Here is a 23,752-nt window from a genome sequence, read left to right as displayed (position 1 = left end):
CCGGCTCGCTGAGCCGCTGAACTGAAGGAATCGAACGGTGCGCCGTGTACCGCGGCGCACCGTTCCCATACCGAGGCTGGGTTGAGCACCTTGTTCGATTTCCTCGACAATCCCAATTACGACTTGCTCGGCGCCTTCTGGATGACGATCAAGCTGACCTTCTTCTCCGCGATCGGCGCCCTGATCTGGGGCACCATCCTGGTGGGGATGCGGGTCAGCCCGGTTCCGATCATGCGGGCGTTCGGCACCGCCTACGTCAACATCTTCCGGAACACCCCGCTGACGGTGATCATCGTCTTCACCTCGCTGGGATTGTCCTCCACCCTGGGGATCAACCTGGCCTCGGCGGACTCGACGACGTCGCTGGAGGACAACGCCTTCCGGCTCGCGATCCTCGGCTTCATCGCCTACACCGCCACGTTCGTCTGTGAATCGCTGCGCTCGGGTATCAACACCGTCCCGGTCGGCCAGGCGGAAGCGGCCCGCGCGCTCGGTCTCGGCTTCCTCCAAGTGCTGACGCTGATCGTGCTGCCGCAGGCGTTCCGCTCGGTGATCGCGCCGCTGACCAACGTCATGATCGCCCTGCTGAAGAACACCACGGTCGCCTCGATCATCGGTGTCGCCGAAGCCTCGCTTCTGATGTCGGACATGATCGAGAACGAGTCCGACTCGCTGCTCCTGGTCTTCCTCATCTTCGCCGTCGGGTTCGTCATCCTGGTCCTCCCCCTCGGCCTGCTGCTGGGCTGGGTCGCCAAGAAGGTCGAGGTCAAGCGATGAGCAGCACGCAGACCGTTCTGTACGACATCCCGGGCCCCAAGGCGCGGGTCCGAAACTGGCTCTACAGCGTGCTTTTCGTGCTCGTCCTGGCGCTGGTGATCTACTTCGTCTACACCGGCTTCGACGAGAAGGGCCAGTGGGCGGGGGCGCTCTGGAAGCCCTTCGTCGACGGTGCGACCTGGACGCAGTTCCTGCTTCCCGGCTTGCTCAACACGCTTAAGGCGGCCGGACTCTCGATCGTGATCGCGCTGCCGATCGGTGCGCTGCTGGGCATCGGACGGCTGTCCGACCACAAGTGGATCCGGCTGCCGGTCGGCTGGATCGTCGAGTTCTTTCGCGCCATCCCGGTGCTGCTGCTGATGGTCTTCGCGGCCGCGTTCTACTCGTTCTACACGGGCATCGACGCGGAGATCCGCCCGCTGTTCGCCGCGGTGACCGGACTGGTGCTGTACAACGGTTCGGTCATGGCAGAGGTGTTCCGGGCGGGCATCCTCGCGCTGCCCAAGGGCCAGGCCGAGGCCTCGTCCGCACTCGGTCTCCGCAAGACCCAGACGATGATCAACGTCCTGCTCCCTCAGGCGGTCACGCTGATGCTGCCCGCGCTGGTGAGCCAACTGGTGGTGATCCTCAAGGACACCGCGCTGGCCGGACAGCTGACCATCGGCTTCGACGAGCTGATCCGGGCTTCCGGCCCGCTCACCGGTCTCTACAGCAACACGATCCCGACGCTCATCGTCGTCGCGATCATCTTCATCGTGCTGAACCTGCTCCTGACGAAGTTCGCGAGCTGGCTGGAGAACAAGCTGGCGCGGCGGAAGAAGGCGCCCAAGGGCGCCAAGCCGATGCACGACGCACCCGCGTCCGTCGTCGACGCCACCGACTTCAACACCGGTCGGTCGCTCTAGCTCCGTAAGTACATGAAGGCCCCCTTCCTTGCGCTGAAGCACAGGAAGGGGGCCTTCATGTATGTCGAGATAGGCCTCTTGGTCCTGTCGGGGCAGCAGCCGCTCGGCTAGCGTCGGCCGTATGGCGGACCAGGCCGCGACGCTGCTCGAAGCGCTGCCGGACCTGGCGGGCAGGGCGGTCCTGGTCGTCGGGTGCGGCGATGGCCGCTATCCGCGCCTGTTCCGGCGAGAGGGCGCGCGCCGCGTGGTCGGTGTCGACGCGGATCAGGCATCGATCGCGGTCGCGCAACGCGAAGAGGAACGCGATCCCGTCGGGATCTCGTACGAGGTCCACCAGATCGCCCGGCTGCCGGTGATGGGGGCCTTCGACATCGTCGTCGCCTTCCTGGAGTCACCGGCCCATCTCGGTCGCGTCGCCGCGAGCCTGGTGACGGGCGGGCTGCTGGTGGTCGTCGCCACGAACGGGCTCAACCTGGAAGAAGGTCTGCGGGACAACGGTTTCCAGGATCTCGTCCTGCGCCGTCACGAGAGCGGCGACGTGCACAGCGCCCGCAAGACGGGCTGAGTCGCGCACCCTGGTGTCGAGCCAGGCTGGCCGGGGCTATGAATCCCGGCCGGTCGCCGGACCGTGCGCGTCTGGCGGTATGGGACACACGGACCCCACACCGCCGCACCGGTACGACGGAACAGGTTTCCCCGCCGTGCCGGGGCGTAGCGCGTGTGGGAGTCGAACCCACGTCACCGGGGTGAAAACCCGGTATCCATTCCGCTGGACCAACGCGCCTTGGCCTGGAACACAGTCCGGCACGCATCGCGCACCGGACTGCTTCGTTCCAGAAATCAGGGTCACCGCAAAGAAAAAGCCGCCCGGTTCGGTTTCCCGAAGGGCGGCTCCACGTGTGCGACGTCGTGCTAGGACATCGGCCGGGAGCCGCGTTCTTCTTCCATACCAAGGGCCATGGCGTAACAACGTCGCGTCATGTGTCCTCCTCGGTCGGTGTGCGGGTAAGTGTGCGACAGGCATAGGAGCGGCGGCAACCGATTTAGGCTCGTGAGTGGCAAGGACGGTTAGAACCGTCCTTGCCACTCACGAGGCCTGCGCTACTTGTCTCGCCGGAACAGTTTGTTCCCCAGCCACACGATGGGGTCGTACTTCCGGTCCGCGACGCGTTCCTTCATCGGGATCAGCGCGTTGTCGGTGATGTGGATGCCCTCCGGGCACACGTCCGAGCAGCACTTGGTGATGTTGCAGTACCCGAGCCCGTGCTCCTCCTGCGCCTCGTCACGCCGGTCGGCGACGTCAAGGGGGTGCATTTCGAGTTCGGCGATCCGCATCAGGTACCGGGGCCCGGCGAAGGCCTCCTTGTTCTCCTCGTGGTCACGCACCACGTGGCAGGTGTTCTGGCACAGGAAGCATTCGATGCACTTGCGGAACTCCTGCGAGCGCTCGACGTCCACCTGCTGCATCCGGTACTCCCCCGGCTTCAGCTCCGGGGGCGGCGTGAACGACGGGATCTCGCGGGCCTTGGTGTAGTTGAACGACACGTCGGTCACCAGGTCGCGGATCACCGGGAACGTCCGCATCGGGGTCACGGTGATGACCTCGTCCTCGGTGAAGGTCGACATCCGCGTCATGCACAGCAACCGCGGTTTGCCGTTGATCTCCGCCGAGCACGAGCCGCATTTGCCCGCCTTGCAGTTCCACCGCACCGCCAGATCCGAGGCCTGGGTGGCCTGCAACCGGTGGATGATGTCGAGGACGACCTCGCCCTCGTTGACCTCGACGCTGTAGTCCTGCAGCTCACCCGAATCGGCGTCGCCGCGCCAGACCCGGAAACTCGCCTTGTAGCTCATGCCGGACTCCCGGGGTGCGAAGCCAGTTCTTCGTCGGTGTAGTACTTCCCCAGCTCGGACAGTTCGAACAGCTCCAGCAGGTCCTGCCGCAACGGCGTCTGCGCCTTGACCTCGACGCCGATGTCCGGCACCACCGGGTTGTCGCCCGCGGTGGCCGAGCAGACCAGGAGTTTGTTGCGCCACTGGGCGTCCATGCCCGGATGGTCGTCCCGCGTGTGCCCGCCCCGGCTCTCGGTCCTGGTGAGCGCGGCCCTGGCGACGCATTCGCTGACCATCAGCATGTTCCGCAGGTCGACGGCGAGATGCCAGCCGGGGTTGAACTGCCGGTGCCCTTCGACGGTGACCCGCTTGATCCGCTCGCGCAGCTCGCCGAGCTTCTCCAGCGCCCGCTCGATCTCCTCCGCCTTGCGGATGATGCCGACCAGGTCGTTCATCGACTGCTGCAGTTCGGTGTGCAGGCTGTACGGGTTCTCCTCGACGCCGTCACCCGGCGGGTCGAACGGCGCGAGCGCCATCGCCGCGGCGGCGTCCACATCGGACTGACTGACCTTCGGGCGATCCTTCAGCTCCGCGACATAGGACGCGGCGCCGAGGCCCGCACGACGGCCGAAGACGAGCAGATCCGAAAGGGAGTTGCCGCCGAGCCGGTTCGACCCGTGCATCCCGCCCGAGCACTCACCGGCGGCGAACAGCCCCGGCACGCTCGACGACGCGGTGTCCGGGTCGACCTCGATCCCGCCCATCACGTAGTGACAGGTGGGGCCGACCTCCATCGGTTCCTTCGTGATGTCGACGTCGGCGAGTTCCTTGAACTGGTGGTACATCGACGGCAGCCGCTTGCGGATCTCCTCCGCGGGCAGCCTGCTGGCGATGTCGAGGAAGACCCCGCCGTGCGGCGATCCCCGGCCCGCCTTGACCTCCGAGTTGATCGCGCGCGCCACCTCGTCGCGCGGCAGCAGATCCGGCGTGCGGCGGTTCTTCTCCTGGTCGGTGTACCAGCGGTCGGCTTCCTCTTCGCTGTCCGCGTACTGCCCCTTGAAGACGTCGGGGACGTACTCGAACATGAACCGCTTGTCCTCGGTGTTCTTGAGGACCCCGCCGTCACCTCGGACGCCTTCGGTGACCAGGATCCCCTTCACACTCGGCGGCCAGACCATGCCCGTCGGGTGGAACTGGACGAACTCCATGTTGATGAGCGTCGCCCCGGCCCGCAGCGCCAGCGCGTGCCCGTCACCGGTGTACTCCCACGAGTTCGAGGTGACCTTGAAGGATTTCCCGATGCCGCCGGTCGCCAGCACCACCGCCGGCGCCTCGAACAGGATGAACCGGCCGCTCTCGCGCCAGTATCCGAAGGCGCCGGAGATCCGGCCGTCTTCGGTCAGGAGCTCGGTGATCGTGCATTCGGCGAAGACCTTGATCCTCGCCTCGTAGTCACCGGTCTCCTTGAAGTCCTCTTGTTGCAGCGAAACGATTTTCTGCTGCATCGTGCGGATCAGTTCGAGCCCGGTGCGGTCGCCGACGTGCGCCAGCCGCGGGTACGTGTGCCCGCCGAAGTTGCGCTGGCTGATCCGGCCGTCGGCGGTGCGGTCGAACAGCGCGCCGTAGGTCTCCAGTTCCCAGACCCGGTCCGGCGCCTCCCTGGCGTGGAGTTCGGCCATCCGCCAGTTGTTGAGGAACTTCCCGCCACGCATGGTGTCGCGGAAGTGCACCTGCCAGTTGTCGTTCGAGTTCGCGTTGCCCATCGACGCCGCGCAGCCGCCTTCGGCCATCACGGTATGTGCCTTGCCGAAGAGCGATTTGCACACCACCGCGACGCTGAAGCCGCGTTCACGGGCTTCGATGACCGCGCGGAGGCCGGCACCGCCGGCACCGATCACCACCACGTCGTAGCTGAGCCGTTCGACCTCGGTCATGAAAAGAGCCACCTCGAAGCTTGTCGCCGGGGACGGGAGATTCCCGCGCCGCTAGTTGATGAACCGCAGATCCGAAATCGCACCGCTCGCCACGAGCATCACGTAGAGGTCGGTCAGCACGAGCGTGCCGAGCGTCGTCCACGCCAGCGCCATGTGGCGGGTGTTGAGTTTCGTCACCTGGGTCCAGATCCAGTAGCGGACCGGATGTTTGGAGAAGTGCTTGAGCCTGCCGCCGGTCACGTGACGGCACGAGTGGCACGACAACGTGTACGCCCACAACAGGATCACGTTGCCGAGCAGCACGATGTTGCCGAGCCCGAAACCGAATCCGCCGGTCTTGCCGTGGAAGGCGGTGATCGCGTCGTAGGTGTTGACCAGCGAGACGACCACGGCCACGTAGAAGAAGTAGCGGTGGGCGTTCTGGATGATCAGCGGCAGCCGGGTCTCCCCGGTGTACTTCGCGTGCGGTTCGGCGACCGCGCAGGCGGGCGGCGAGAACCAGACGGCCCGGTAGTAGGCCTTGCGGTAGTAGTAGCAGGTCAGCCGGAAGCCCAGCAGGAACGGCAGGACCAGGAAGCCGAGCGGGATGAAGCCCGGCAGTTCGCCGATCCAGGCCCCGAAATGCCGGGAGCCTTCGACGCAGGATTCCGAGACACAGGGCGAATAGAACGGCGTCAGGTAGTGGTACTCGGGCACCCAGTACGCGGTGCGCACGAAAGACCTGATCGTCGCGTAGATGATGAAGGCGGAAAGGCCGAGGACGGTCAGCAGCGGGGACAGCCACCATCGGTCGGTGCGCAGCGTTCTTTCGGCGATCCGGGCCCGCGACGGCGCGCGGACCCCCGTACCCCGTCCGGCTTCAAGCTCGCCGGGGGCGCTCACCGCTGGTCGCGCTTGTAGCCGCCGACGCCTTCGTCATCGGCGCCTTGCCAGAGCGCCGGGTCGTAGGGCGTATCGGGAACTTGGACACGATCGGCGGCCTTCGCCTGCGCGGGCACCGCGTTCGGGGTCGTGTCGAGGTCGGTCGCGTCGATGTCGAGGCGCTCGACGTCGTTCGCCAGGCGCCGTACCGCCGAGGCGTCGCCGTACCGGGACCGCAGCGCGCCGACGCACTGCCTCAACTGACCGATGGCTCGCCGAAGCTCGGCGATCTCTGTGGTGGACATCGGTACCTCCCGATGGTCGGTTCGGTTGGCCGCTTGAGCCTTCGAGGGCAAGCGATACCTCGCCATGCCGACTCTGCCGCGCGTTGTGCAATGTGACAAGTAGCACAGTAGACCTCAGTGGCGTGACGGAGGTCACGCGAGTCGATCTTCTGTATCGATTTTGATTCGGGCTTTCCCCTGGGTTACTGTGGCCACTGTCACGACCCAGCGACGTCAGCGTTGCCGTCCCGCGGACCACCACGACCAGTGATCCGGAGCCGGACAATGAGCACCGCCCCGAACGTCCACCCCATCATCGCCGAAGTCACCGAACGCGTCGCCGCCCGCAGCGCCGAAACCCGCGCCGCGTACCTCGAGCGCGTCGCCGCCGCCCACGAGGAAGGGCCGGTGCGGCGCGGCCTCGACTGCAGCAACCTCGCCCACGGCTTCGCCGCGATGGAAGGTGTCGACAAAGCGGCACTGCGCGCCGCGCGGGCGCCGGGCGTCGCGATCGTCTCCTCCTACAACGACATGCTTTCGGCGCACCAGCCGATGCAGGAGTACCCCGCGATGCTGAAGGGCTCGGTCCGCCAGGCGGGCGGCGTCGCCCAGTTCGCCGGCGGCGTGCCCGCGATGTGCGACGGCGTCACCCAGGGCCGCCCGGGCATGGAGCTGTCGCTGTTCAGCCGCGAGGTGATCGCGATGTCGACCGCGATCGCGCTGTCCCACGACATGTTCGACGCGGCGCTGCTGCTCGGCGTCTGCGACAAGATCGTGCCCGGCCTGCTGATCGGGGCGCTGTCCTTCGGGCACCTCCCGGCGATCCTGGTGCCCGCCGGGCCGATGAACTCGGGCCTGCCGAACAAGGAGAAGGCGCGCGTGCGCCAGCTCTACGCCGAGGGCAAGGCGACCCGCGAAGACCTGCTGGACGCCGAAGCGGCTTCGTACCACTCGGCGGGAACGTGCACGTTCTACGGCACGGCCAACTCGAACCAGATGGTCGTCGAGGTGATGGGCCTGCACCTGCCGGGCGCCAGCTTCGTGCAGCCGAACTCGCCGCTGCGGAAGGCGCTCACCGAGGAGGCCGGACGCCGTGTGGTGAAGTTGTCGCGCGGTGAGGAGTACACCCCGGTCTCGCGGGTGATCGACGAGAAGGCCGTCGTCAACGGTGTCATCGCACTGCTCGCCACGGGCGGTTCGACCAACCACACGATGCACCTCGTCGCGATCGCCGCCGCCGCGGGCATCCAGCTGACCTGGGACGACTTCTCCGATCTGTCGTCGGTGATCCCGCTGCTGGCCCGCGTGTACCCGAACGGCAGCGCGGACATCAACCACTTCCACGCCGCCGGGGGCATCCAGTTCCTGGTCGGCACGCTGCTCGAAGCGGGTCTGCTGCACGAGGACGTCCAGACCGTCGCCGGTCCGGGCCTGCACCGCTACCGGCAGGAGCCGATCCTTTCCGAGGGCGAACTGGTCTGGCGCGACGTCCCGACACGCAGCCTCGACGAGGACGTGCTGCGCCCCGCGTGGCGGCCGTTCGCCGCCGACGGCGGGCTGCGGATGGTCGCGGGCAACCTCGGCCGCGCGGTGATCAAAGTGTCCGCGGTGGCGCCGGAGCACCGGATCGTGCAGGCCCCGGCGCGGGTCTTCACCGACCAGAAGTCCTTCAAGGACGCTTTCGAGGCCGGCGATCTGGACCGCGACGTCGTCGTGGTCATCCGCCAGCAGGGCCCCCAGGCCAACGGCATGCCGGAACTGCACGGGCTCACTCCGGCGCTCGGGGTGCTGATGGACCGCGGGCACCAGGTGGCGTTGCTCACCGACGGCCGGATGTCGGGCGCGTCCGGCAAGATCCCCGCGGCGATCCAGGTGACCCCGGAAGCCGCCGCGGGCGGCCCGATCGCGCGGATCGCCGACGGCGACGTCGTCCGCCTCGACGCCAAGGCCGGGACGCTCGACGTCCTCGTGGGTGACGAAGAACTCGCCCGCCGTGAACTGGTGGATTCCCCGCCTTCGGAGGCATCCTGGACCGGCACCGGCCGGGAGCTGTTCGCGGCGCTGCGCCGCGCGGTCGGCCCCGCCGATCGGGGCGCGAGCGTGTTCGGACCGCTCACGCCGGAACACTTCGGCGCTCCGGCGCACACGTTGACCCCTGTGGAGGTAACCCAGTGACCACCGGCGCCGACCTGCTCGGCCTGTCCCCCGTGATGCCCGTCGTCGTGCTCGACGACGCCGCCGACGCCGTGCCCACCGCGCGGGCCCTGCTCGCGGGCGGGATCGGCGTGATCGAGCTGACCCTGCGCACCCCGGCGGCACTCGCCTCGATCGAGCGGATCGCCGCGGAGGTCCCGGAGATCGTCATCGGCGCCGGGACCGTCACGGCGCCCGAACACGCCAAGCAGGCGGCCGACGCCGGCGCGAAGTTCCTGGTGACCCCCGGCTGCACGGACGCCGTGCTGGACGCCGCGTTCGACACCGGCCTGCCGTTCCTGCCGGGCGCGAGCACGGTTTCGGAGGCGATGCGGCTGGCCGAACGTGGGCTGACCGCGCTGAAGTTCTTTCCCGCCGAGGCCAGCGGCGGCGTGGCGTACCTGAAGTCGATCGGCGGGCCGCTGCCCGGGCTGAAGTTCTGCCCGACCGGCGGGATCACCGTGAAGACCGCACCGGACTATCTCGCGCTGTCCAATGTGGGCTGTATCGGCGGTTCCTGGCTGACGCCGAAGGATGCCTTGGCCGCCAAGGACTTCGGGAAGATCGAGGCGTTCGCGGCGGAGGCTTCGAAGCTCTGATCCGACTCGGTGAGGGCCACTCGGGTGACGGGTGGCTCACTGTCTTCACAGTGGCAACTGGTACTGGATGAAGCCCCGGTTGACCGCGACCCGGTCGTACAGGCGGCGCGCCGTCGCGTTGGATTCCTTGGTGTGCCAGTAGACCCTGCCGCACTCGCGGGAACGCGCCCAGTCCGCGACGGCCTCGATCAGCGCCCGCGCAACCCCCTTGCCGCGGGCTTCCGGCGCGGTGAACAGATCCTGCAGGTAACAGACGTCGGTGAGCGCGGAAGTGCTGGGGTGCACCAGGAAATGCACGATCCCGGCGAGCTCGCCGCCCACGTGGGCACCGAGCGCGTGCATCCGCTCCCCCGTTTGGAACTCGCGCCAAGCCCGGTCGTAGACCTCTTGCGGCGCAACACGTTCGTAGAAGGCGATGTACGCGCGGAACAGGCCTTCCCAGGCTTCGCGGTCTTCAGGCTTCAAGGGCTCGATGGTGATCATGTGCGTCCTCCCAGTGATCACCCGAGCCTAGGGTTTCCCCTCCGTCCCGCGTGTGGCCACTCACGCGGTAAAGCGGGCTGCCACTCCCGTCAGCTGACGGCTTGCTTCAGCAGGCTGGCGATGCGCTGCTCCACATCGGGCGTGACGCCTGTCAGCGCGAAGGCGGTCGCCCACATCGCGCCGTCGTCCAGCTGAGCCGCGTCGTTGAAGCCGAGCGTCGCGTACCGCGTCTTGAACTTGGCCGCGGGCTGGAAGAAGCAGACGAGCTTGCCGTCCAGCGCGTAGGCGGGCTGGCCGTACCAGAGCTTCGGCGCGAGCATCGGGGCGTTGGCCTTCACGACGGTGTGGACCAGCTCCGCCAGCGCCCGGTCCTCATCGGACATCTCGGCGATCTTCGCGATCACGTCCTGTTCCGCGGCCGCCGCTTTGTCGGCGGCCGAGCTGCGACGCGCCGCCTTCTTCATGTCCTGGGCGTGTTCCTTCATCGCGGCCTTCTCTTCGGCCGAGAATCCTTCGTAGGTCGTGGTCATGGCGTTTTCTCCTTGATAAGCGGCGAGCGGGGGCATCCGGAAGTGGCACATCAGGACTGGGCGGCGAGCGCCGAGGTCTCCCAGGCGAATCCGTCCGGGTCGGTGAACGGGGCGGCGCCGCAGATCGCGATGCGGTGCGAGCCGGTGCCCTCGGGGGAGACGCCGGCGTCCTTGGCCAGCGCCTTGCGCTTGTACAGCGCCAGCTTCACCGGGCTCGAGCCGGCCTCGAACTCGACATACACGCGGCCGAAGCTCTTCCCGACCGTGAGCCCGTGCTCGACGTAGAACTTCTTGCTCGCGGCCACGTCGGCGACGCCCAGCAGCAGCACGATGGCGTCGATCTCGCGGGTGGCCGGCGCGGTGTTCTTCTTCGCCGAGGTGGCGATCTTCCAGATCGCGCCGTCCGGAGCCTGGACGGTTCCACCGTAACCCCACATCGACTTCGCGGCGGGCTTGATCACGGTCGCCCCGGCGGCGACGGCGGCGTCGATGAGCGCGTCCGCGTTGGCGGGCTGGGAAACCGTGAGGGAAAGGGTGTAGCCGCGGAAGCCGGTGGAGGGCTCCTGCGACGCCCGGAAGCGAAGCTCGGAGCCGAGCCCGAAGGCGGTGGTGTAGAAGCGTTCGGCGGCCTCGGTGTCGGCCACTTCGAGGGTGATGGCGTCGATGAAGTTCATGCCGGTAACGCTATTTCGCGGCGGGCTTCCGGCGCTTCTCGATTCCTGATCGGTCGTATCGGCGCTGTTCAGAGGCTTGGCGGAGGGTTGGCGGAGGGCGATCTGGGCCGCGCGGGGTTCCCGTGGCGGCAGGCCCGTGGTCACCGGGGTGCGCCCAGGCGGCACTTTCGCGTGACTGAGCGGACGGCGCGTGTGATCAGACGGACGACACACGTGATTGGACGGACGACACGCGCGTAGCCGGGATCTGTCCCGAGCCGTCCGTCTGGACACGCGTGTCGTCCGTCTGGACACGCGTGTCGTCCGTCTGGTCACGCGAAACCGCCCGGAAACGCAAACACCGGCCGCGCGGGCAGGTGTGCCCGTACGGCCGGTGAGCTGGTGTGGTGCGGAAGCTCAGTCGAGGGTGGCGTCGTCCAGCAGTACCGACTCGGCGCCGAACTCGCGGAGTTCGTCGCGGATCACGGTGTAGGCCAGCCCTTGGGGATAGCCCTTGCGGGCGAGGAAGCCCAGCAGGCGGCGGATCGCCGTCTGCTCGTCGACGTTGCCCAAGGAGCGCATGCGCTTCCGTACCAGCTCTCGGGCGCGCTGCTCCTCTGCCTCTCGGTCCACCTCTTCGGCGGCCTGGACGGCGATATCCCCATCGATTCCTTTGCGTTTGAGTTCGGCTACGAGGGCGGTCCGTGCCAGGCCCATGTTGGCATGACGGGAACGCACCCACATCTCGGCGAACTCGGCGTCGTTGATGAGCCCTGCCTGGTCCAGCTTACCGAGCAGGGTCTCCGTCGTCTCCTCGTCGAAGCCCTTGCGTTTGAGGGCCTGACGCAGTTCCTCCGTGGAACGCGGGCGCGCGGCCAGGAGATCGAAGCAGATCTCCTTGGCCTTCTTCCTCCGCTCGTCCGGCGGCAGCTCCGCCGGATCCACTTTGGGCGCACGCATTCAGCTCTCACTCCAGTCGAAACGGCCGATCGGCGACTTCACCCCGTCGGCGGGGCTCCGGAACTCAGAAGTCGACCGGCGCGGGGGCGGCTTCGGCGTCGACGGCGGCACCGATGCCGAGCTTCTCCTTGATGCGCTTCTCGATCTCGTTGGCGATGTCCGGGTTGTCCAGCAGGAACTTGCGGGCGTTCTCCTTACCCTGGCCCAGCTGGTCGCCCTCGTAGGTGTACCAGGCGCCGGACTTGCGCAGGATGCCCTGGTCGACACCCATGTCGATCAACGAACCCTCGCGGGAGACACCCTTGCCGTAGAGGATGTCGAACTCGGCCTGCTTGAAGGGCGGCGCGACCTTGTTCTTCACGACCTTGACGCGGGTGCGGTTGCCGACGGGCTCGCCGCCGTCCTTCAGCGTCTCGATCCGGCGGACGTCCAGGCGGACCGACGCGTAGAACTTCAGCGCCTTACCACCGGTCGTGGTCTCCGGGGAGCCGAACATGACGCCGATCTTCTCGCGCAGCTGGTTGATGAAGATCGCGGTGGTGCCGGAGTTGTTCATCGCACCGGTCATCTTCCGCAGCGCCTGGCTCATCAGCCGGGCCTGCAGACCGACGTGGTTGTCACCCATCTCGCCCTCGATCTCGGCGCGCGGCACGAGCGCGGCGACCGAGTCGATGACCAGGATGTCGAGCGCGCCGGAACGGATCAGCATGTCCGCGATCTCGAGCGCCTGCTCACCGGTGTCCGGCTGGGAGACCAGCAGCGCGTCGGTGTCGACGCCGAGCTTCTTGGCGTACTCCGGGTCCAGCGCGTGCTCCGCGTCGATGAACGCGGCGATGCCGCCGTTCTTCTGCGCGTTGGCGACCGCGTGCAGGGCGACGGTGGTCTTACCGGAGGACTCCGGACCGTAGATCTCGATGACCCGGCCGCGGGGCAGGCCGCCGATCCCGAGCGCGACGTCGAGTGCGATGGCACCGGTGGGGATGACCTCGATCGGCGCGCGGCCCTCTTCGCCGAGGCGCATGACCGAGCCCTTGCCGTACTGCTTGTCGATCTGGGCGAGGGCCAGTTCGAGCGCCTTGTCCTTGTCGGGTGCTGCTGGTGCCATGGAGTCCACCTCGTTGGTTGAGCCGGGTAGGGCTTGATTCAGTTCTGAGCTGTCGGGTCCGACGCTACGGGCGACCACCGACAATTCCAGGCCTCGCGCCCAAGCTGTGGATCGCTGACCCCGTTGTGGACAACACCATAGACGAACGTGTGTTCGAGGCCGTCTCCGACACGCCGTTGCGCTAAGGTTCTTGCCCGTTCTTCGAGGTCAGCGCCGCTCGGGTGGGACCTCGAAGGCGTCGCAGACCGCCCGCCAGACGTCCTTGGCCGAGGTTCCCGCGTCGAGGGCCTGTTCGACGGTCCGGCCCCCGAGTTCACCGAAGACGTGATCCCTGGAGAGGGTTTCCGCACGTCCTGGACCGAATTCGTCGGCCATCAGCCGCCGGAAAACCGTGATACGCATCGAGCGGAGTCTAGCCCCGGCACTCGGCGGGAAACGCGTGAAGGCCCCCTTCACGCGGCTGAGCCGAGGGAAGGGGGCCTTCACGCGCGAAGAGGGCTATTCGCCCGGCTGGACGCTCTTCTCGAAGTAATCGGCCAGCTCACCCGGCGTCGGGGTCTGTCCTTCGGCAGGCACCTGGTAGATGAAGCCGACCAGCGGCCGGTCGGTCACGGTGAACACCAGCACGGCGGCGTTCCGCCCGGCGGCCGAGGAGTACTGGCCTTCCAGCGCGTTGCCGACCCACTTCGCCTCGGTGCGGTCCCCGCCGGCCGACTTGAGCAGTCCGTCGGTGTAGGCCTTGAGCTTGTCCGCCGAGTCGCTCTGCAGATAGGTCACCTGGGTCCCGGCGCGGCCCGGAGCGGAGCAGGTCGACGTCACGCCGAGGTCTTCCGCCGGTTTCGCCGGCCCGTTGCCCATCCCGGGTTTGCAGTCCCCGGTGTCGGCGATCTTCCCCGCGAGCTGGCGAAGGCATCCGGTGAGGCCCTTGTCGTCGGCCGCGCCGGGCACCTTGCACTCGTCGGCCGTGTAGGTCGTCGACGAAGAGGACGTCAGGAAGAACGTGAGCCCGGCGGCGAGCAGCACGACCACGGCCACGATGGCGCCGATGACGAGCGGCTTCTTCTTGCTCGTGGGAGCCTTCTCGGCGGTGGTCTGCCCGGCGAGGGAGTACGTCGGGAAATTCGTCGGCGCGGGCTGCTGCGCCTGCTGCGGGCCGCTGTTCGGATAACCCGACTGGGGGAAGCCGCCGGACTGACCGGGGCCCCCGCCCGAGTAGCCGGGGATCGACGCGACCTGCTGCGGCGGCGCGTACGGTCCCGACGCGCCGGGGCCGACCTGATGCGCCCCGGTTCCCGCCGCGACCTGCCCTTCGACGCCCTGCGTACGCGAGCTGATGCCGTCGGAAGCGACGTGCTGGGCGCCGAGCGCCACCGCGGTCTCGGGCTGGTCGAGACTGCCGGGGACGACGCCGAGCTTCTCCGCGATCAGGCTGCCGACCAGCGGGAGACGGCTCGAACCGCCGACGAGGTAGATACCGGCGAGCCGGTCGGGGGTCATACTCGCCGAGCGGACCACCCGCGACATCAGCTCGACACTGCGCAGCATCGACGGCCGCACCAGCGCTTCGAGTTCGCCTCGCGTGACGAGGACGTCCTCGAACGGCTCCGGCATCGGGACCTCGGTCTGCGGGTGCCGCGAGAGGGCTTCCTTCGCCGCCTTCACGTCCTCCTGCAGCGCCCGCCGCGTACGACGGTCCGGAGTGGACTCGGGCCGCAAAACCCGCTGCCAGCGCTGAGGGTCCCTGTGCGAGACCTCGCGGCCGACGTGCACCAGCAGCGCCTGGTCGACATCGAGACCACCGAGGTCGGGAAGGCCGTCTTCGGCGACGACGGTGAAGCCGCCGTTCGGGGTCGCGCCGACGATCGCGACGTCGAAGGTGCCGGCACCGAGGTCGTACACGGCGAGCGCCTGACCCGGCGCGAGCGTCTTGCCGGGGAACGACGCGAAATGCGCGGCCGCGGCGACCGGCTCGGGGACGAGCACGAGGTTGCCGCCCATCCCGGCGAGCCGGGCTGCGGACAGCAGCACGTTGCGGCGGGTCTGCCCCCACTGCGCGGGGTGGGTGAGCCGGACCTCGTCGGGCAGTTCGCCGCCGAGCTGGCGGGTGGTCTCGTCGAGGACGCGGCGCAGGATCGCGGCCAGCACCTCGGTGACCGGGATGACGTCCGTGCCCAGCAGGAGCGTCTGCTCGTCGATCCGGCGTTTGGGGTTGGGCTCGAAGCGGGTCGGGTCGAGCCGGGCACGGCGTTCGGCGTCGCGGCCGACCATGATCGTGCCCTCCTCGGTGGCGAACACCGCGGACGGCATGTTGGCCGAACCGTCGACCTCGACCACCCGCGGCGGCCTCCCGTGCGCCGATAGGACGGCCACGGTGTTGGACGTCCCGAGGTCCACCGACAGGATCCGCACAGCTCATACCCCTTCAACAGACGAACGGCGGCCGCCCCAGTACAGATCCGGCCGCGCTGGCCGTGATGCTCCCATGAGCGAGGTCACCGCACGTGCGGAACCCGCCGATCTCGTCCCGACCGGGTGCCTCGTCACAGCCCTCGGAGCGAAACTGTCGGTGGTCCGGCGCACTATGGAGGGCGTGGCAGACGTACTCGACCTCTTCTCCCCCGCGACCAGGGACTGGTTCACCGGGGCCTTCGCCGCGCCCACCCGCGCGCAGGAGGGGGCGTGGCGTGCCGCGCACGCGAAGGAACACGCGCTGGTCGTGGCCCCGACAGGCTCCGGTAAAACGCTGTCGGCCTTCCTCTGGGCACTGGACAGGCTGTCGGTCGAGCCGCCGCCATCCGAGCCGCGGAAACGCTGCCGCGTCCTCTACGTCTCGCCGCTGAAGGCGCTGGCGGTCGACGTCCAGCGCAACCTGCGAGCACCACTGGCGGGCATCTCGCAGGCCTCGCGGCGGCTGGGGCTGCCGGTGCCGGACATCGGCGTCGGCATGCGCACGGGTGACACCACGGCCGCCGAGCGGCGCTCGTTCGGCAAGACGCCTCCGGACGTGCTGGTCACCACGCCGGAGTCGCTGTTCCTCATCCTCACCTCCTCCGCCCGCGATTCGCTGCGCGGCGTGGAGACGGTGATCATCGACGAGGTCCACGCGGTCGCGGGCGGCAAACGCGGCGCGCATCTGGCCTTGTCCCTGGAGCGGCTCGACGCCTTGTTGGAGAAGCCCGCCCAGCGGATCGGGCTGTCGGCGACGGTCCGGCCGATCGACGAGGTCGCCTCGTTCCTGGCCGGCGGCAGGCCGGTCACCATCGTCCAGCCGAAGCTCGCGAAGACGATCGAGGTCCGTGTCGAGGTCCCCGTCGAGGACATGTCCAATCTCGACGGTCCGCAGGGGCCGAAGCAGAACGAAGACCTCGACGCGGGCCTCGCGCGGTTGCCCGGCTCGCTGGAGGACATCGACGGCGCACCGCGACGGCCGTCGATCTGGCCCGCGGTGGAGGAGCGGGTCCTCGAACTCATCCAGGCGCACCGGTCGACCATCGTGTTCGCCAACTCGCGGCGGCTCACCGAGCGGATGACGGCCCGGCTCAACGAACTCGTGGCGGAACAGAGCGAGCTGGAGCCGGATCAGCGGTATCCGGCCGAGGCGATCGGCCAGTCCGGGCTCACCACCGGCGCGGCCCCGGTGATCGCGCGGGCGCACCACGGCTCGATGTCGCGTGAGCAGCGCACGCATGTGGAAGAGGAGCTCAAGTCCGGGCGGCTGGCGTGTGTCGTGGCGACGTCCTCTTTGGAACTGGGCATCGACATGGGCGCGGTCGATCTCGTCGTGCAGATCGAGGCGCCACCGACGGTCGCTTCGGGCCTGCAGCGGGTCGGCCGGGCCGGGCACCAGGTCGGCGCGGTGTCGAGCGGGGTGATGTTCCCGAAGTTCCGCGGTGACCTCGTCTCCTGCGCGGTGGTGGCGGAGCGGATGGCGTCCGGGGCGATCGAGGCGGTGCGATATCCGCGGAATCCGCTGGACGTGCTCGCGCAGCAGGTCGTGGCGATGGTGGCGCTCGAATCCTGGACGGTCGACGAACTCGCCGCGCTGGCCCGCCGCGCGGCACCGTTCGCGTCCCTGCCGGACGACGCGTTGCTGGCCGTGCTCGACATGCTCGCCGGCCGGTACCCCAGCGAGGAGTTCGGTGAGCTGCGCGCCCGGATCACCTGGGACAGGGTCAGCGGCGAGCTGCACGGCCGCCCCGGTTCGCAGCGGCTGGCGGTGACCTCGGGCGGCACGATCCCCGACCGCGGCCTGTTCACCGTGATGACGCCGGGCGGCGACGACAAACCCGGGTCGCGCGTGGGCGAGCTCGACGAGGAGATGGTCTACGAGTCCCGCGTCGGCGACACGATCCTGCTCGGCACCTCCTCCTGGCGGGTCACCGACATCACCCACGACCGGGTGATCGTGGTCCCCGCGCCGGGTGAGCCCGCCCGGATGCCGTTCTGGAAGGGCGACGCCCCGGGCCGCCCGCTGGAGCTGGGGCGGGCGCTGGGCGCGTTCGTCCGCGAACTGTCCACTTCGGAGCCCTCGGCGGCCAGGGAACGGGCCGCCGTCGCCGGGCTGGACGAGTACGCCTGCGACAACCTGCTGGCGTACCTGGAAGAGCAGAAGTCGGCCACCCGGCATGTGCCGAACGACAAAACCGTGCTCCTGGAACGGTTCCGCGACGAGCTGGGCGACTGGCGCGTCATCCTGCACTCGCCGTTCGGCGCGCAGGTCAACGCGCCGTGGGCGCTCGCGATCGCGGCCCGGCTGCGGGAGAACCGCGGGGTCGACGCCCAGGTGGCGCATTCCGACGACGGCATCGTGCTGCGGCTGCCCGAGGCGCTGGACATGGACGGCGCCGAGGTCACCATCGGCGTCGAAGACGTGCTGCTCGACCCGGAAGAGGTCGAGCAGCTGATCGTCGCCGAGGTCGGTGGCTCCGCGCTGTTCGCCGCGCGGTTCCGGGAATGCGCGGCGCGGTCGCTGCTGCTCCCCCGCCGGGATCCGCGCCGTCGCACCCCGCTGTGGCAGCAACGGCAGCGCGCGTCCCAGCTGCTTTCGGTCGCGGCCAAGTACGAGCGGTTCCCCGTCGTGCTGGAAGCGATGCGGGAAGTCCTTCAGGACGTGTACGACGTCGGCGGGCTGCGCGAACTGATGACCGACGTCCGGTCCCGGAAGGTCAAGCTGGTCGAGGTCGAGACGCCGTCCGCGTCCCCGTTCGCGCGCAGCCTGCTCTTCGGCTACGTCGGGATGTTCCTGTACGAGACGGACGCCCCGCTCGCGGAACGGCGCGCGGCGGCGCTGGCGCTGGATTCGACGCTGCTGGCCGAGCTGCTCGGCACCGAGGCGATCCGGGAGCTGCTGGACGCCGAGGTCGTCGCCGAGGTCGAGCGCTCCCTGCAGCGGCTCGACCCGGACAGGCACGCCCGCAACGCCGAAGAAGCCGCGGATCTGTTGCGGTTCCTCGGCGATCTCTCGATCGAGGAGGCCGCCGCGCGCGGGATCCAGCGGGAATGGCTGGAGGAGCTGGAAGCCGCGCGTCGGGTGATCCGGGTACGTATCGGTGGCGGCGAGCGTTTCATCGCCATCGAGGACGCGGGCCGGGTGCGGGACGCGCTGGGCACCGCGCTGCCGGTCGGTGTGCCGGAGGCGTTCACCGAACCGGTCGAGGATCCGGTCGGAGACCTGCTTTCCCGCTATTCGCGAAGCCGTGGCCCGTTCAGCGCCCGCCAGGCCGCCGAGCGGTTCGGGCTCGGGACGGCCGTGGTCACCGGCGTGCTGGACAGGCTGACCACACAGGGCAGGCTGGTCCGGGGAGAGCTGAGCCCCGTCGGGCATCCGGAGACCCACGGCGTCGGCATCGAGTTCTGCGACGCGTCGGTGCTGCGCAGGCTCCGGCGGGCGTCGCTGGCCCGGCTGCGGGCCGAGGTCGAGCCGGTCGAACCGGCGGCACTGGGCCGGTTCCTGCCGTCGTGGCACGGTATCGGCGCGCGAGTGCGGTCGGCGCCGACGGCGGATGACGTGCTGTCCGTGGTCGAGCAACTGGCCGGAGCCCCGCTGCCGGCGAGCGCGGTCGAGTCCCTGATCCTGCCGAGCAGGCTGCCCGGCTACACCCCTTCGCTACTGGACGAGCTCACCACCGCGGGCGAGGTCACCTGGTGTGGTTGCGGTTCCCTGTCCGGCGGGGACGGCTGGCTGGCGCTCGCGCCCACGGACGTCGCCGATCTGCTGTTGCCGGATCTCGACGACGATCTGCCCTCCAGTCCGCTCCACGAAGCCATTCTGTCCACTTTGGAGGGCGGGGCGCAGTTCTTCCGGCAGCTGGTGGATCGCGCGTCGCCGTTGGTCGAGACCCCGCCCAACGACGGCGAAGTCGTGGCCGCACTATGGGATCTCGTGTGGGCCGGGCTGGTCACCGGCGACACACTGGGCCCGCTACGGGCACAGGTCTCCGGCTCCGGCGCGGCGCACAAACCACGGCGGCAGGCTCCTCGCGGCCGGTACGCGCGGCTTCGGGCCGGTCGTCCGGCGATGCCTTCGCGCACCGGGCCGCCGACGGTCGCGGGACGCTGGGCCCTGCCCCCCGATCGCGAACCGGATCCGACCAGGCGCGCGCACGCGCGGACCGAGGCGTTCCTGGAGCGGCACGGCGTCCTCACCCGCGGAGCTCTCGACACCGAACGCGTCACGGGCGGTTTTTCCGGGATCTACAAGGTTTTGCGCGGGATGGAGGATTCGGGCCAGGTCGTCCGGGGGTACGTGGTCGAAGGGCTCGGCGCGGCGCAGTTCGCGGCGAAGGGCGCCGTCGACAGGCTGCGCGCGCAATCCGGGAACCAGCGCACGACCACCGAAGGCGCCGTCGTGCTCGCCGCCGCGGATCCGGCGCAGCCCTACGGTGCCGCGTTGGCGTGGCCCGCCGCGACGGGCGACACGAAGCACCGCCCGGCAAGGAAAGCGGGCGCGCTGGCGGTACTCGTGGACGGTGTCCCGGCGATGTACGTCGAGCGGGGCGGCCGGTCGTTGCTGAGCTTCACCGAGGATCAGGAGACGTTGCGGTCGGCCGCGCGGGCGCTGTCCACGGCCGTGCGGGAGGGCTGGCTCGGCCAGCTCGCGGTGCAGAAGGCGGACGGCGAAGTGGCGCTCACCTCGGAGCTTTCGGCCGTCCTCCAGGAGGCGGGTTTCCGGGCGACTCCCAAGGGACTGCGGCTGCGGGCCTAGAATCACCGCTCAGAGCCTGTTGGCGGAGCTGAGATTTTGTCCGGAAGGTGACCGTACGCCATCAGCACCCGCCGCGACCTGGAAGACCAGATTGCGCCCTGCCGACGCGATCGCGGACGCGGGTTCACCAACAGGCACTCAGACCTGCGGAGAAGGACGTTCGACCATGGTGATGCGCGACCTGCGCTATTTCGGGGATCCCGTGCTCAAGACCGTATGCGACCCGGTCACGACATTCGACAAGAAGATCGAGTCGCTGGTGACCGATCTGATGGACGGGGTGAAACCGGCCGGGCGCGCGGGGCTGGCGGCGCCGCAGATCGGGGTCGGGCTGCGGGTGTTCAGCTACGACGTCGGCGGGCTGAGCGGATACGTGATCAACCCCGAGATCGTCGAACTGTCCGAAGAGACACACGAGATCGGCGAGGGCTGCCTGTCGGTGCCGGAGCTGTGGTTCCCGGTGGTGCGCGCGAAGCACGCCGTGGTGCGCGGTGTCGACCTGCGCAACGAGCCCGTCGAGGTCGAAGGGGGCGACGTGCTCGCCCAGTGCCTGCAGCATGAGACCGACCACCTCGACGGCAAGCTGTACCTGGAGCGGCTCACTCCCGAGCGTAAGAAGCGCGCACTCGGCGAGGCCCGGGGCAAAGACTGGTTCTGGAACCGCTGACCTCCTCCCGCGTTTCGTCCTCTGAATGCGGTGGTCGGTAACGCGAACGACCGCATCCAGAGGACTAAACGCGGGGGTCGGGGAGCGTGAAGCTCAGGGTGCCGGAGTCTCCGGTGACGCGTTCGGGGCGGAGCCCCACGCGGACGGCGGTGCGGTACAGGGAATCGTCGCCGGGCAGGCAGACGGCGGTGAGCTCGCGCTCCCCCTTGGCCAGGGCGAGCGTGGCGAGCCGGGACAGCAAAGCCGTGCCGATGCCTTGGCGCTGCCAGGAATCCTCGACCAGGAGCGAGATTTCGGCCGCGCCGCCGTCGGCCGACGGGATCAGCTGACCGAGGCCGATCACGTCGCGGCCGCAGACCGCGAGCAGGCTGATCCCGCGCGGCGGCATCAGGAGCCGGTGCAGCCAGCGACGCGGTACGGCACGCATTCCGGTGTGATAGCGGTGGAAGAGCGTCGTCATCGAGCATCTCTGATGCAGCGCGGACACCGCTTCCGCGTCACCGGGGACACCCTTGCGCAGCACGACCGCGGCGCCGTCGGGCCGGTCGAGCACGATCGGGCCGGTCACGTTGTCGCGGACGGCGACGACCAGGCCGGTCAGCGCGACGGCGCGGCTCAATTCCAGTTCGACGAACGGCGACCACCGGCGGCGGGCGACGAACGCGGCGCCGTCCCCCGCGGGGAACACCGCCCGGTGCCCGCCTTCCGTGCGGGCCGGGTTCGACTCGATCGACGGAACCTTCGTGACGACGTCGGCCGCCAGGACGCCGCGGAGCACCTCCGCGAGTCCGTTGGGCTCCTCGACGGCACGTTTGGCCGCGGTGAGGGTCGCGGTGGCTGGATCGACCAGTTCCGCCAGATCCGCGTCGACGACGGCGGAGCATTCGCAGCCTTCGTCGCGGATCGCGTCGATGAGCAGCTGCCGCGGCAACCCGGTGGCCGGCCGCAGGACGATTTCGTCGAGCACGCCGCCGGGCACCGGCAGCACCGACAGCCCGAGGATGTTGCACTCGAGGTCGGCCAGCCGGATCGCGATCCTGGCCAGCGTGCCGGGCCGGTCGTCCACGCGGATCCGGACACGCCAGGCCGAAGCGGCCACCGTCTCTTCGCCGGGATGGACCAGGGCGGGCCGGGCTCGATAGGTCTCCATGACCTCAACGGTCCCGGCCGGTTGTTGCCTGCCCACGGCGCGGGTGTTTCGCTCAGGTCAGCGTTCGACGCCGCCGCGCAACCGGGGCGAAACACTCAGCGGGGCGTGAGCACGCTGAACTCGTTGCCCTCCGGATCCACCAGGGACACGGCGCCTCGGCTCGCCGTACCGCGCCCTAGCGCGCCCAGCCCCAGCAGGCGCCGGACTTCGGCCGCCCGGCTCCCGCCCGGCCCCGGCGCGATCTCGAAGCGCAGCCGGTTCCGCTCCACCTTGTCCTCTTTCGTGGCGAGGAACTCGACCCAGGGGCCGCGACCGTCCGGCGGCCGCAGGCCCACGATCGTCTCTTCCCGGACGCCGATCTCCCAGCCCAGCGCGGCCGCCCAGAACCGCGCGAGCCGCTCCGGATCGAGGGCGTCGACGACGACCGCCGCGAGCGCGCCGGTGCCCTCGTACTGCTCTCGATGCTCGAGGACACAGAACTCGTTGCCCTCCGGATCCGCTAGCACCACCCACGGCACCCGTTTCTCCTCCGGCGGGCCCTGGCCGATGTCGATGTGCCGTGCGCCGAGGGACAGCGCACGGTCCACCAGCTCGGCCTGGTGCCCGGGCGAACGGCTCGCCAGATCCAGATGCAGCCGGTTCTTGCGCCCTTTGGGCCGCGTTTCGGAACGAAACGCCGGCTCGAACGGCGCGTCCCAGCTGAACAGCCCTTCCCAGAAACCCGCCAGATCCCTGGGAAGGGCCGAATCGAAGACCAGGTTCACCAGATGTGCCACCACACCGTGAACCTAGACGGCACCACCGACATTTCTGACCGGTTTGGCTTCCCCACCGACCGGTCATCGGGTCGCGAGCCGCAGAAGGGCCCAGAGTTGTCCCGCCATGTCCTGGTCTCCGCTGACCGTCACCGCCGTCGGACCCGCCCGGCCCCAGAGCCAGCGGTAGATCTTGTCCGGCTTCCCGGTGATCAGATCGTCCGCGCGCTGGGCTTCCTCGGCCGAGCACCGCCAGGCGACCGTCTCCGTGGGCCCGGCCCTGGCGATCCAGGTGTGGCCCGCGGTGCGGACGCCGACGGATCCGGTCTTGGTGCCGGACAGCCCGAGCAACGGCAGCCGCTGCCCGAACCAGAGCACCAGCGCCTCGTCGATCCCGTCGACCGCCACGTCTTCGGGGATCTCCGACACCTCCCGGCCGGCCGCGCTCTCCGCGTCGATCCGGTGGATCGTCGTCTCGTGCGCCATCCGGCGCCGCCAGAACCCGTAACTGCGGTCCGCTGGCCACCAGGTCGGTGCCAGTTCGTCCGGATCGTGCGCGGACAGCTCGGCGACGAGCTCGTCCCGGCCCTCGCGGAAGTACTCATCCAGGGTCTGCCCCGGCCCCGGTTTGCGCTGCCAGTGCTCGGGACGCCGCCCGTCGGTGATCCAGCGGCGGGTGACCCGGTACACGCTGCCCACGTGCCGGAGGACCTCGCCGAGTGTCCAGCCGGGGCAGGTCGGGACCGGCGCGTCGGCGGACGCGGTGTGCGCCACCTGAGCCATCAGCTCGGTTTCGGCGCCGATCACCTCCAGGAACCTGCCCTGGTCGATCATGGCCTGCCCGGCCATCGGGCACCCC

At 69.2% G+C, this 23,752-nt stretch carries 21 protein-coding genes and 1 tRNA gene; 7 read left to right on the top strand and 15 right to left on the bottom strand.

The genetic code is table 11. The features are described from left to right. Window positions 1-81: 81 nt before the first annotated feature. From ACSMFO_RS32380 to ACSMFO_RS32370, 3 genes are all read left to right on the top strand, one after another. Window positions 82-777, top strand: a complete 696-nt coding sequence (locus ACSMFO_RS32380; protein ID WP_350583373.1) for an amino acid ABC transporter permease — start codon at window positions 82-84, stop codon at window positions 775-777. Further along, window positions 774-1,682 (top strand): amino acid ABC transporter permease, encoded by a 909-nt coding sequence (locus ACSMFO_RS32375; protein WP_436461610.1) that lies wholly within the window; start codon window positions 774-776, stop codon window positions 1,680-1,682. The genes ACSMFO_RS32380 and ACSMFO_RS32375 overlap by 4 nt, the downstream gene beginning before the upstream one ends. Before the next feature lie 121 nt (window positions 1,683-1,803). Further along, window positions 1,804-2,247 (top strand): class I SAM-dependent methyltransferase, encoded by a 444-nt coding sequence (locus tag ACSMFO_RS32370; protein ID WP_436461609.1) that lies wholly within the window; start codon window positions 1,804-1,806, stop codon window positions 2,245-2,247. 147 nt (window positions 2,248-2,394) lie between these two features. On the opposite strand, the gene ACSMFO_RS32365 is transcribed toward ACSMFO_RS32370, so the two are convergent. From ACSMFO_RS32365 to ACSMFO_RS32345, 5 genes are all read right to left on the bottom strand, one after another. Beyond that, a tRNA-Glu gene (locus ACSMFO_RS32365) sits at window positions 2,395-2,466 on the bottom strand. A 317-nt stretch (window positions 2,467-2,783) separates the two neighbouring features. Beyond that, window positions 2,784-3,536 carry a succinate dehydrogenase/fumarate reductase iron-sulfur subunit gene (locus ACSMFO_RS32360; RefSeq protein WP_005164720.1) on the bottom strand — a complete coding sequence of 251 codons (753 nt, stop codon included), beginning with the start codon at window positions 3,534-3,536 and terminating at the stop codon, window positions 2,784-2,786. Further along, window positions 3,533-5,449 (bottom strand): fumarate reductase/succinate dehydrogenase flavoprotein subunit, encoded by a 1,917-nt coding sequence (locus ACSMFO_RS32355; protein WP_436461608.1) that lies wholly within the window; start codon window positions 5,447-5,449, stop codon window positions 3,533-3,535. The genes ACSMFO_RS32360 and ACSMFO_RS32355 overlap by 4 nt, the downstream gene beginning before the upstream one ends. Window positions 5,450-5,500: 51 nt before the next feature. After that, the gene (locus ACSMFO_RS32350; RefSeq protein ID WP_436461607.1) at window positions 5,501-6,331 is read right to left on the bottom strand and encodes a hypothetical protein; all 831 of its coding nucleotides are present in this window, start codon (window positions 6,329-6,331) and stop codon (window positions 5,501-5,503) included. Further along, a complete protein-coding gene (locus ACSMFO_RS32345; RefSeq protein WP_016332714.1) occupies window positions 6,328-6,615 on the bottom strand; it encodes a hypothetical protein in 288 nt (95 codons plus the stop codon). The genes ACSMFO_RS32350 and ACSMFO_RS32345 overlap by 4 nt, the downstream gene beginning before the upstream one ends. A gap of 264 nt (window positions 6,616-6,879) precedes the next feature. On the opposite strand from ACSMFO_RS32345, the gene edd reads away from it, so the two are divergent. Both edd and eda read left to right on the top strand, forming a co-directional pair. Next, window positions 6,880-8,769 carry a phosphogluconate dehydratase gene (gene edd, locus ACSMFO_RS32340; RefSeq protein WP_436461606.1) on the top strand — a complete coding sequence of 630 codons (1,890 nt, stop codon included), beginning with the start codon at window positions 6,880-6,882 and terminating at the stop codon, window positions 8,767-8,769. Beyond that, entirely contained in the window at window positions 8,766-9,386 is a 621-nt protein-coding gene (gene eda, locus ACSMFO_RS32335) for a bifunctional 4-hydroxy-2-oxoglutarate aldolase/2-dehydro-3-deoxy-phosphogluconate aldolase (RefSeq protein ID WP_016332712.1), read from the top strand. The genes edd and eda overlap by 4 nt, the downstream gene beginning before the upstream one ends. A gap of 45 nt (window positions 9,387-9,431) precedes the next feature. Here the strand turns inward: eda and ACSMFO_RS32330 are convergent, their stop codons facing one another. The 7 genes from ACSMFO_RS32330 to ACSMFO_RS32300 all read right to left on the bottom strand — a co-directional run bounded on the left by ACSMFO_RS32330 (window position 9,432) and on the right by ACSMFO_RS32300 (window position 15,526). Next, window positions 9,432-9,869 (bottom strand): N-acetyltransferase family protein, encoded by a 438-nt coding sequence (locus ACSMFO_RS32330; protein WP_436461605.1) that lies wholly within the window; start codon window positions 9,867-9,869, stop codon window positions 9,432-9,434. Between the two features lie 89 nt (window positions 9,870-9,958). Beyond that, window positions 9,959-10,399: an iron chaperone gene (locus tag ACSMFO_RS32325; protein ID WP_436461604.1), complete on the bottom strand. Its 441-nt coding sequence runs from the start codon at window positions 10,397-10,399 to the stop codon at window positions 9,959-9,961. 50 nt (window positions 10,400-10,449) lie between these two features. After that, a complete protein-coding gene (locus ACSMFO_RS32320; protein ID WP_378410865.1) occupies window positions 10,450-11,073 on the bottom strand; it encodes a glyoxalase in 624 nt (207 codons plus the stop codon). Between the two features lie 396 nt (window positions 11,074-11,469). Continuing rightward, a complete protein-coding gene (locus ACSMFO_RS32315) occupies window positions 11,470-11,997 on the bottom strand; it encodes a regulatory protein RecX (RefSeq protein ID WP_436461621.1) in 528 nt (175 codons plus the stop codon). A 79-nt stretch (window positions 11,998-12,076) separates the two neighbouring features. Continuing rightward, window positions 12,077-13,117 (bottom strand): recombinase RecA, encoded by a 1,041-nt coding sequence (gene recA, locus ACSMFO_RS32310; protein ID WP_005164741.1) that lies wholly within the window; start codon window positions 13,115-13,117, stop codon window positions 12,077-12,079. Between the two features lie 207 nt (window positions 13,118-13,324). After that, window positions 13,325-13,519, bottom strand: coding sequence for a DUF3046 domain-containing protein (locus ACSMFO_RS32305; RefSeq protein WP_038516362.1), 195 nt, complete (start codon window positions 13,517-13,519; stop codon window positions 13,325-13,327). Between the two features lie 96 nt (window positions 13,520-13,615). Beyond that, on the bottom strand, window positions 13,616-15,526 hold the full coding sequence (locus ACSMFO_RS32300) for an Hsp70 family protein (protein WP_436461603.1): 1,911 nt from the start codon (window positions 15,524-15,526) through the stop codon (window positions 13,616-13,618). A 172-nt stretch (window positions 15,527-15,698) separates the two neighbouring features. Here ACSMFO_RS32300 and ACSMFO_RS32295 point away from each other — a divergent pair, with 172 nt between their 5' ends. Continuing rightward, on the top strand, window positions 15,699-20,321 hold the full coding sequence (locus ACSMFO_RS32295; protein ID WP_436461620.1) for an ATP-dependent helicase: 4,623 nt from the start codon (window positions 15,699-15,701) through the stop codon (window positions 20,319-20,321). A gap of 166 nt (window positions 20,322-20,487) precedes the next feature. After that, entirely contained in the window at window positions 20,488-20,988 is a 501-nt protein-coding gene (gene def, locus ACSMFO_RS32290; protein ID WP_436461602.1) for a peptide deformylase, read from the top strand. A gap of 64 nt (window positions 20,989-21,052) precedes the next feature. Here the strand turns inward: def and ACSMFO_RS32285 are convergent, their stop codons facing one another. The 3 genes from ACSMFO_RS32285 to ACSMFO_RS32275 form a co-directional block, all read right to left on the bottom strand. After that, the gene (locus ACSMFO_RS32285; RefSeq protein ID WP_038516368.1) at window positions 21,053-22,138 is read right to left on the bottom strand and encodes a GNAT family N-acetyltransferase; all 1,086 of its coding nucleotides are present in this window, start codon (window positions 22,136-22,138) and stop codon (window positions 21,053-21,055) included. A gap of 95 nt (window positions 22,139-22,233) precedes the next feature. Further along, a complete protein-coding gene (locus tag ACSMFO_RS32280; RefSeq protein ID WP_038516371.1) occupies window positions 22,234-22,917 on the bottom strand; it encodes a VOC family protein in 684 nt (227 codons plus the stop codon). A 60-nt stretch (window positions 22,918-22,977) separates the two neighbouring features. After that, entirely contained in the window at window positions 22,978-23,742 is a 765-nt protein-coding gene (locus tag ACSMFO_RS32275; RefSeq protein ID WP_436461601.1) for a maleylpyruvate isomerase family mycothiol-dependent enzyme, read from the bottom strand. Window positions 23,743-23,752 lie beyond the last annotated feature (10 nt).

Origin of the sequence: Amycolatopsis sp. w19, from assembly GCF_051373225.1 — a bacterium.
GTDB lineage: Bacteria > Actinomycetota > Actinomycetes > Mycobacteriales > Pseudonocardiaceae > Amycolatopsis > Amycolatopsis japonica.
This window is presented reverse-complemented; position numbering and strand designations above follow the sequence as displayed.

Bases quoted from the DNA above. Each gene is read 5' to 3' on its own strand.
- edd (WP_436461606.1), top strand. From the start codon at position 6,880: ATGAGCACCGCCCCGAACGTCCACCCCATCATCGCCGAAGTCACCGAA.
- ACSMFO_RS32370 (WP_436461609.1), top strand. From the start codon at position 1,804: ATGGCGGACCAGGCCGCGACGCTGCTCGAAGCGCTGCCGGACCTGGCG.
- ACSMFO_RS32275 (WP_436461601.1), bottom strand. From the start codon at position 23,742: ATGGCCGGGCAGGCCATGATCGACCAGGGCAGGTTCCTGGAGGTGATC.
- ACSMFO_RS32345 (WP_016332714.1), bottom strand. From the start codon at position 6,615: ATGTCCACCACAGAGATCGCCGAGCTTCGGCGAGCCATCGGTCAGTTG.
- ACSMFO_RS32320 (WP_378410865.1), bottom strand. From the start codon at position 11,073: ATGAACTTCATCGACGCCATCACCCTCGAAGTGGCCGACACCGAGGCC.
- ACSMFO_RS32295 (WP_436461620.1), top strand. From the start codon at position 15,699: ATGGAGGGCGTGGCAGACGTACTCGACCTCTTCTCCCCCGCGACCAGG.
- ACSMFO_RS32330 (WP_436461605.1), bottom strand. From the start codon at position 9,869: ATGATCACCATCGAGCCCTTGAAGCCTGAAGACCGCGAAGCCTGGGAA.
- recA (WP_005164741.1), bottom strand. From the start codon at position 13,117: ATGGCACCAGCAGCACCCGACAAGGACAAGGCGCTCGAACTGGCCCTC.
- ACSMFO_RS32305 (WP_038516362.1), bottom strand. From the start codon at position 13,519: ATGCGTATCACGGTTTTCCGGCGGCTGATGGCCGACGAATTCGGTCCA.
- def (WP_436461602.1), top strand. From the start codon at position 20,488: ATGGTGATGCGCGACCTGCGCTATTTCGGGGATCCCGTGCTCAAGACC.
- ACSMFO_RS32360 (WP_005164720.1), bottom strand. From the start codon at position 3,536: ATGAGCTACAAGGCGAGTTTCCGGGTCTGGCGCGGCGACGCCGATTCG.
- ACSMFO_RS32375 (WP_436461610.1), top strand. From the start codon at position 774: ATGAGCAGCACGCAGACCGTTCTGTACGACATCCCGGGCCCCAAGGCG.
- ACSMFO_RS32285 (WP_038516368.1), bottom strand. From the start codon at position 22,138: ATGGAGACCTATCGAGCCCGGCCCGCCCTGGTCCATCCCGGCGAAGAG.
- ACSMFO_RS32355 (WP_436461608.1), bottom strand. From the start codon at position 5,449: ATGACCGAGGTCGAACGGCTCAGCTACGACGTGGTGGTGATCGGTGCC.
- ACSMFO_RS32325 (WP_436461604.1), bottom strand. From the start codon at position 10,399: ATGACCACGACCTACGAAGGATTCTCGGCCGAAGAGAAGGCCGCGATG.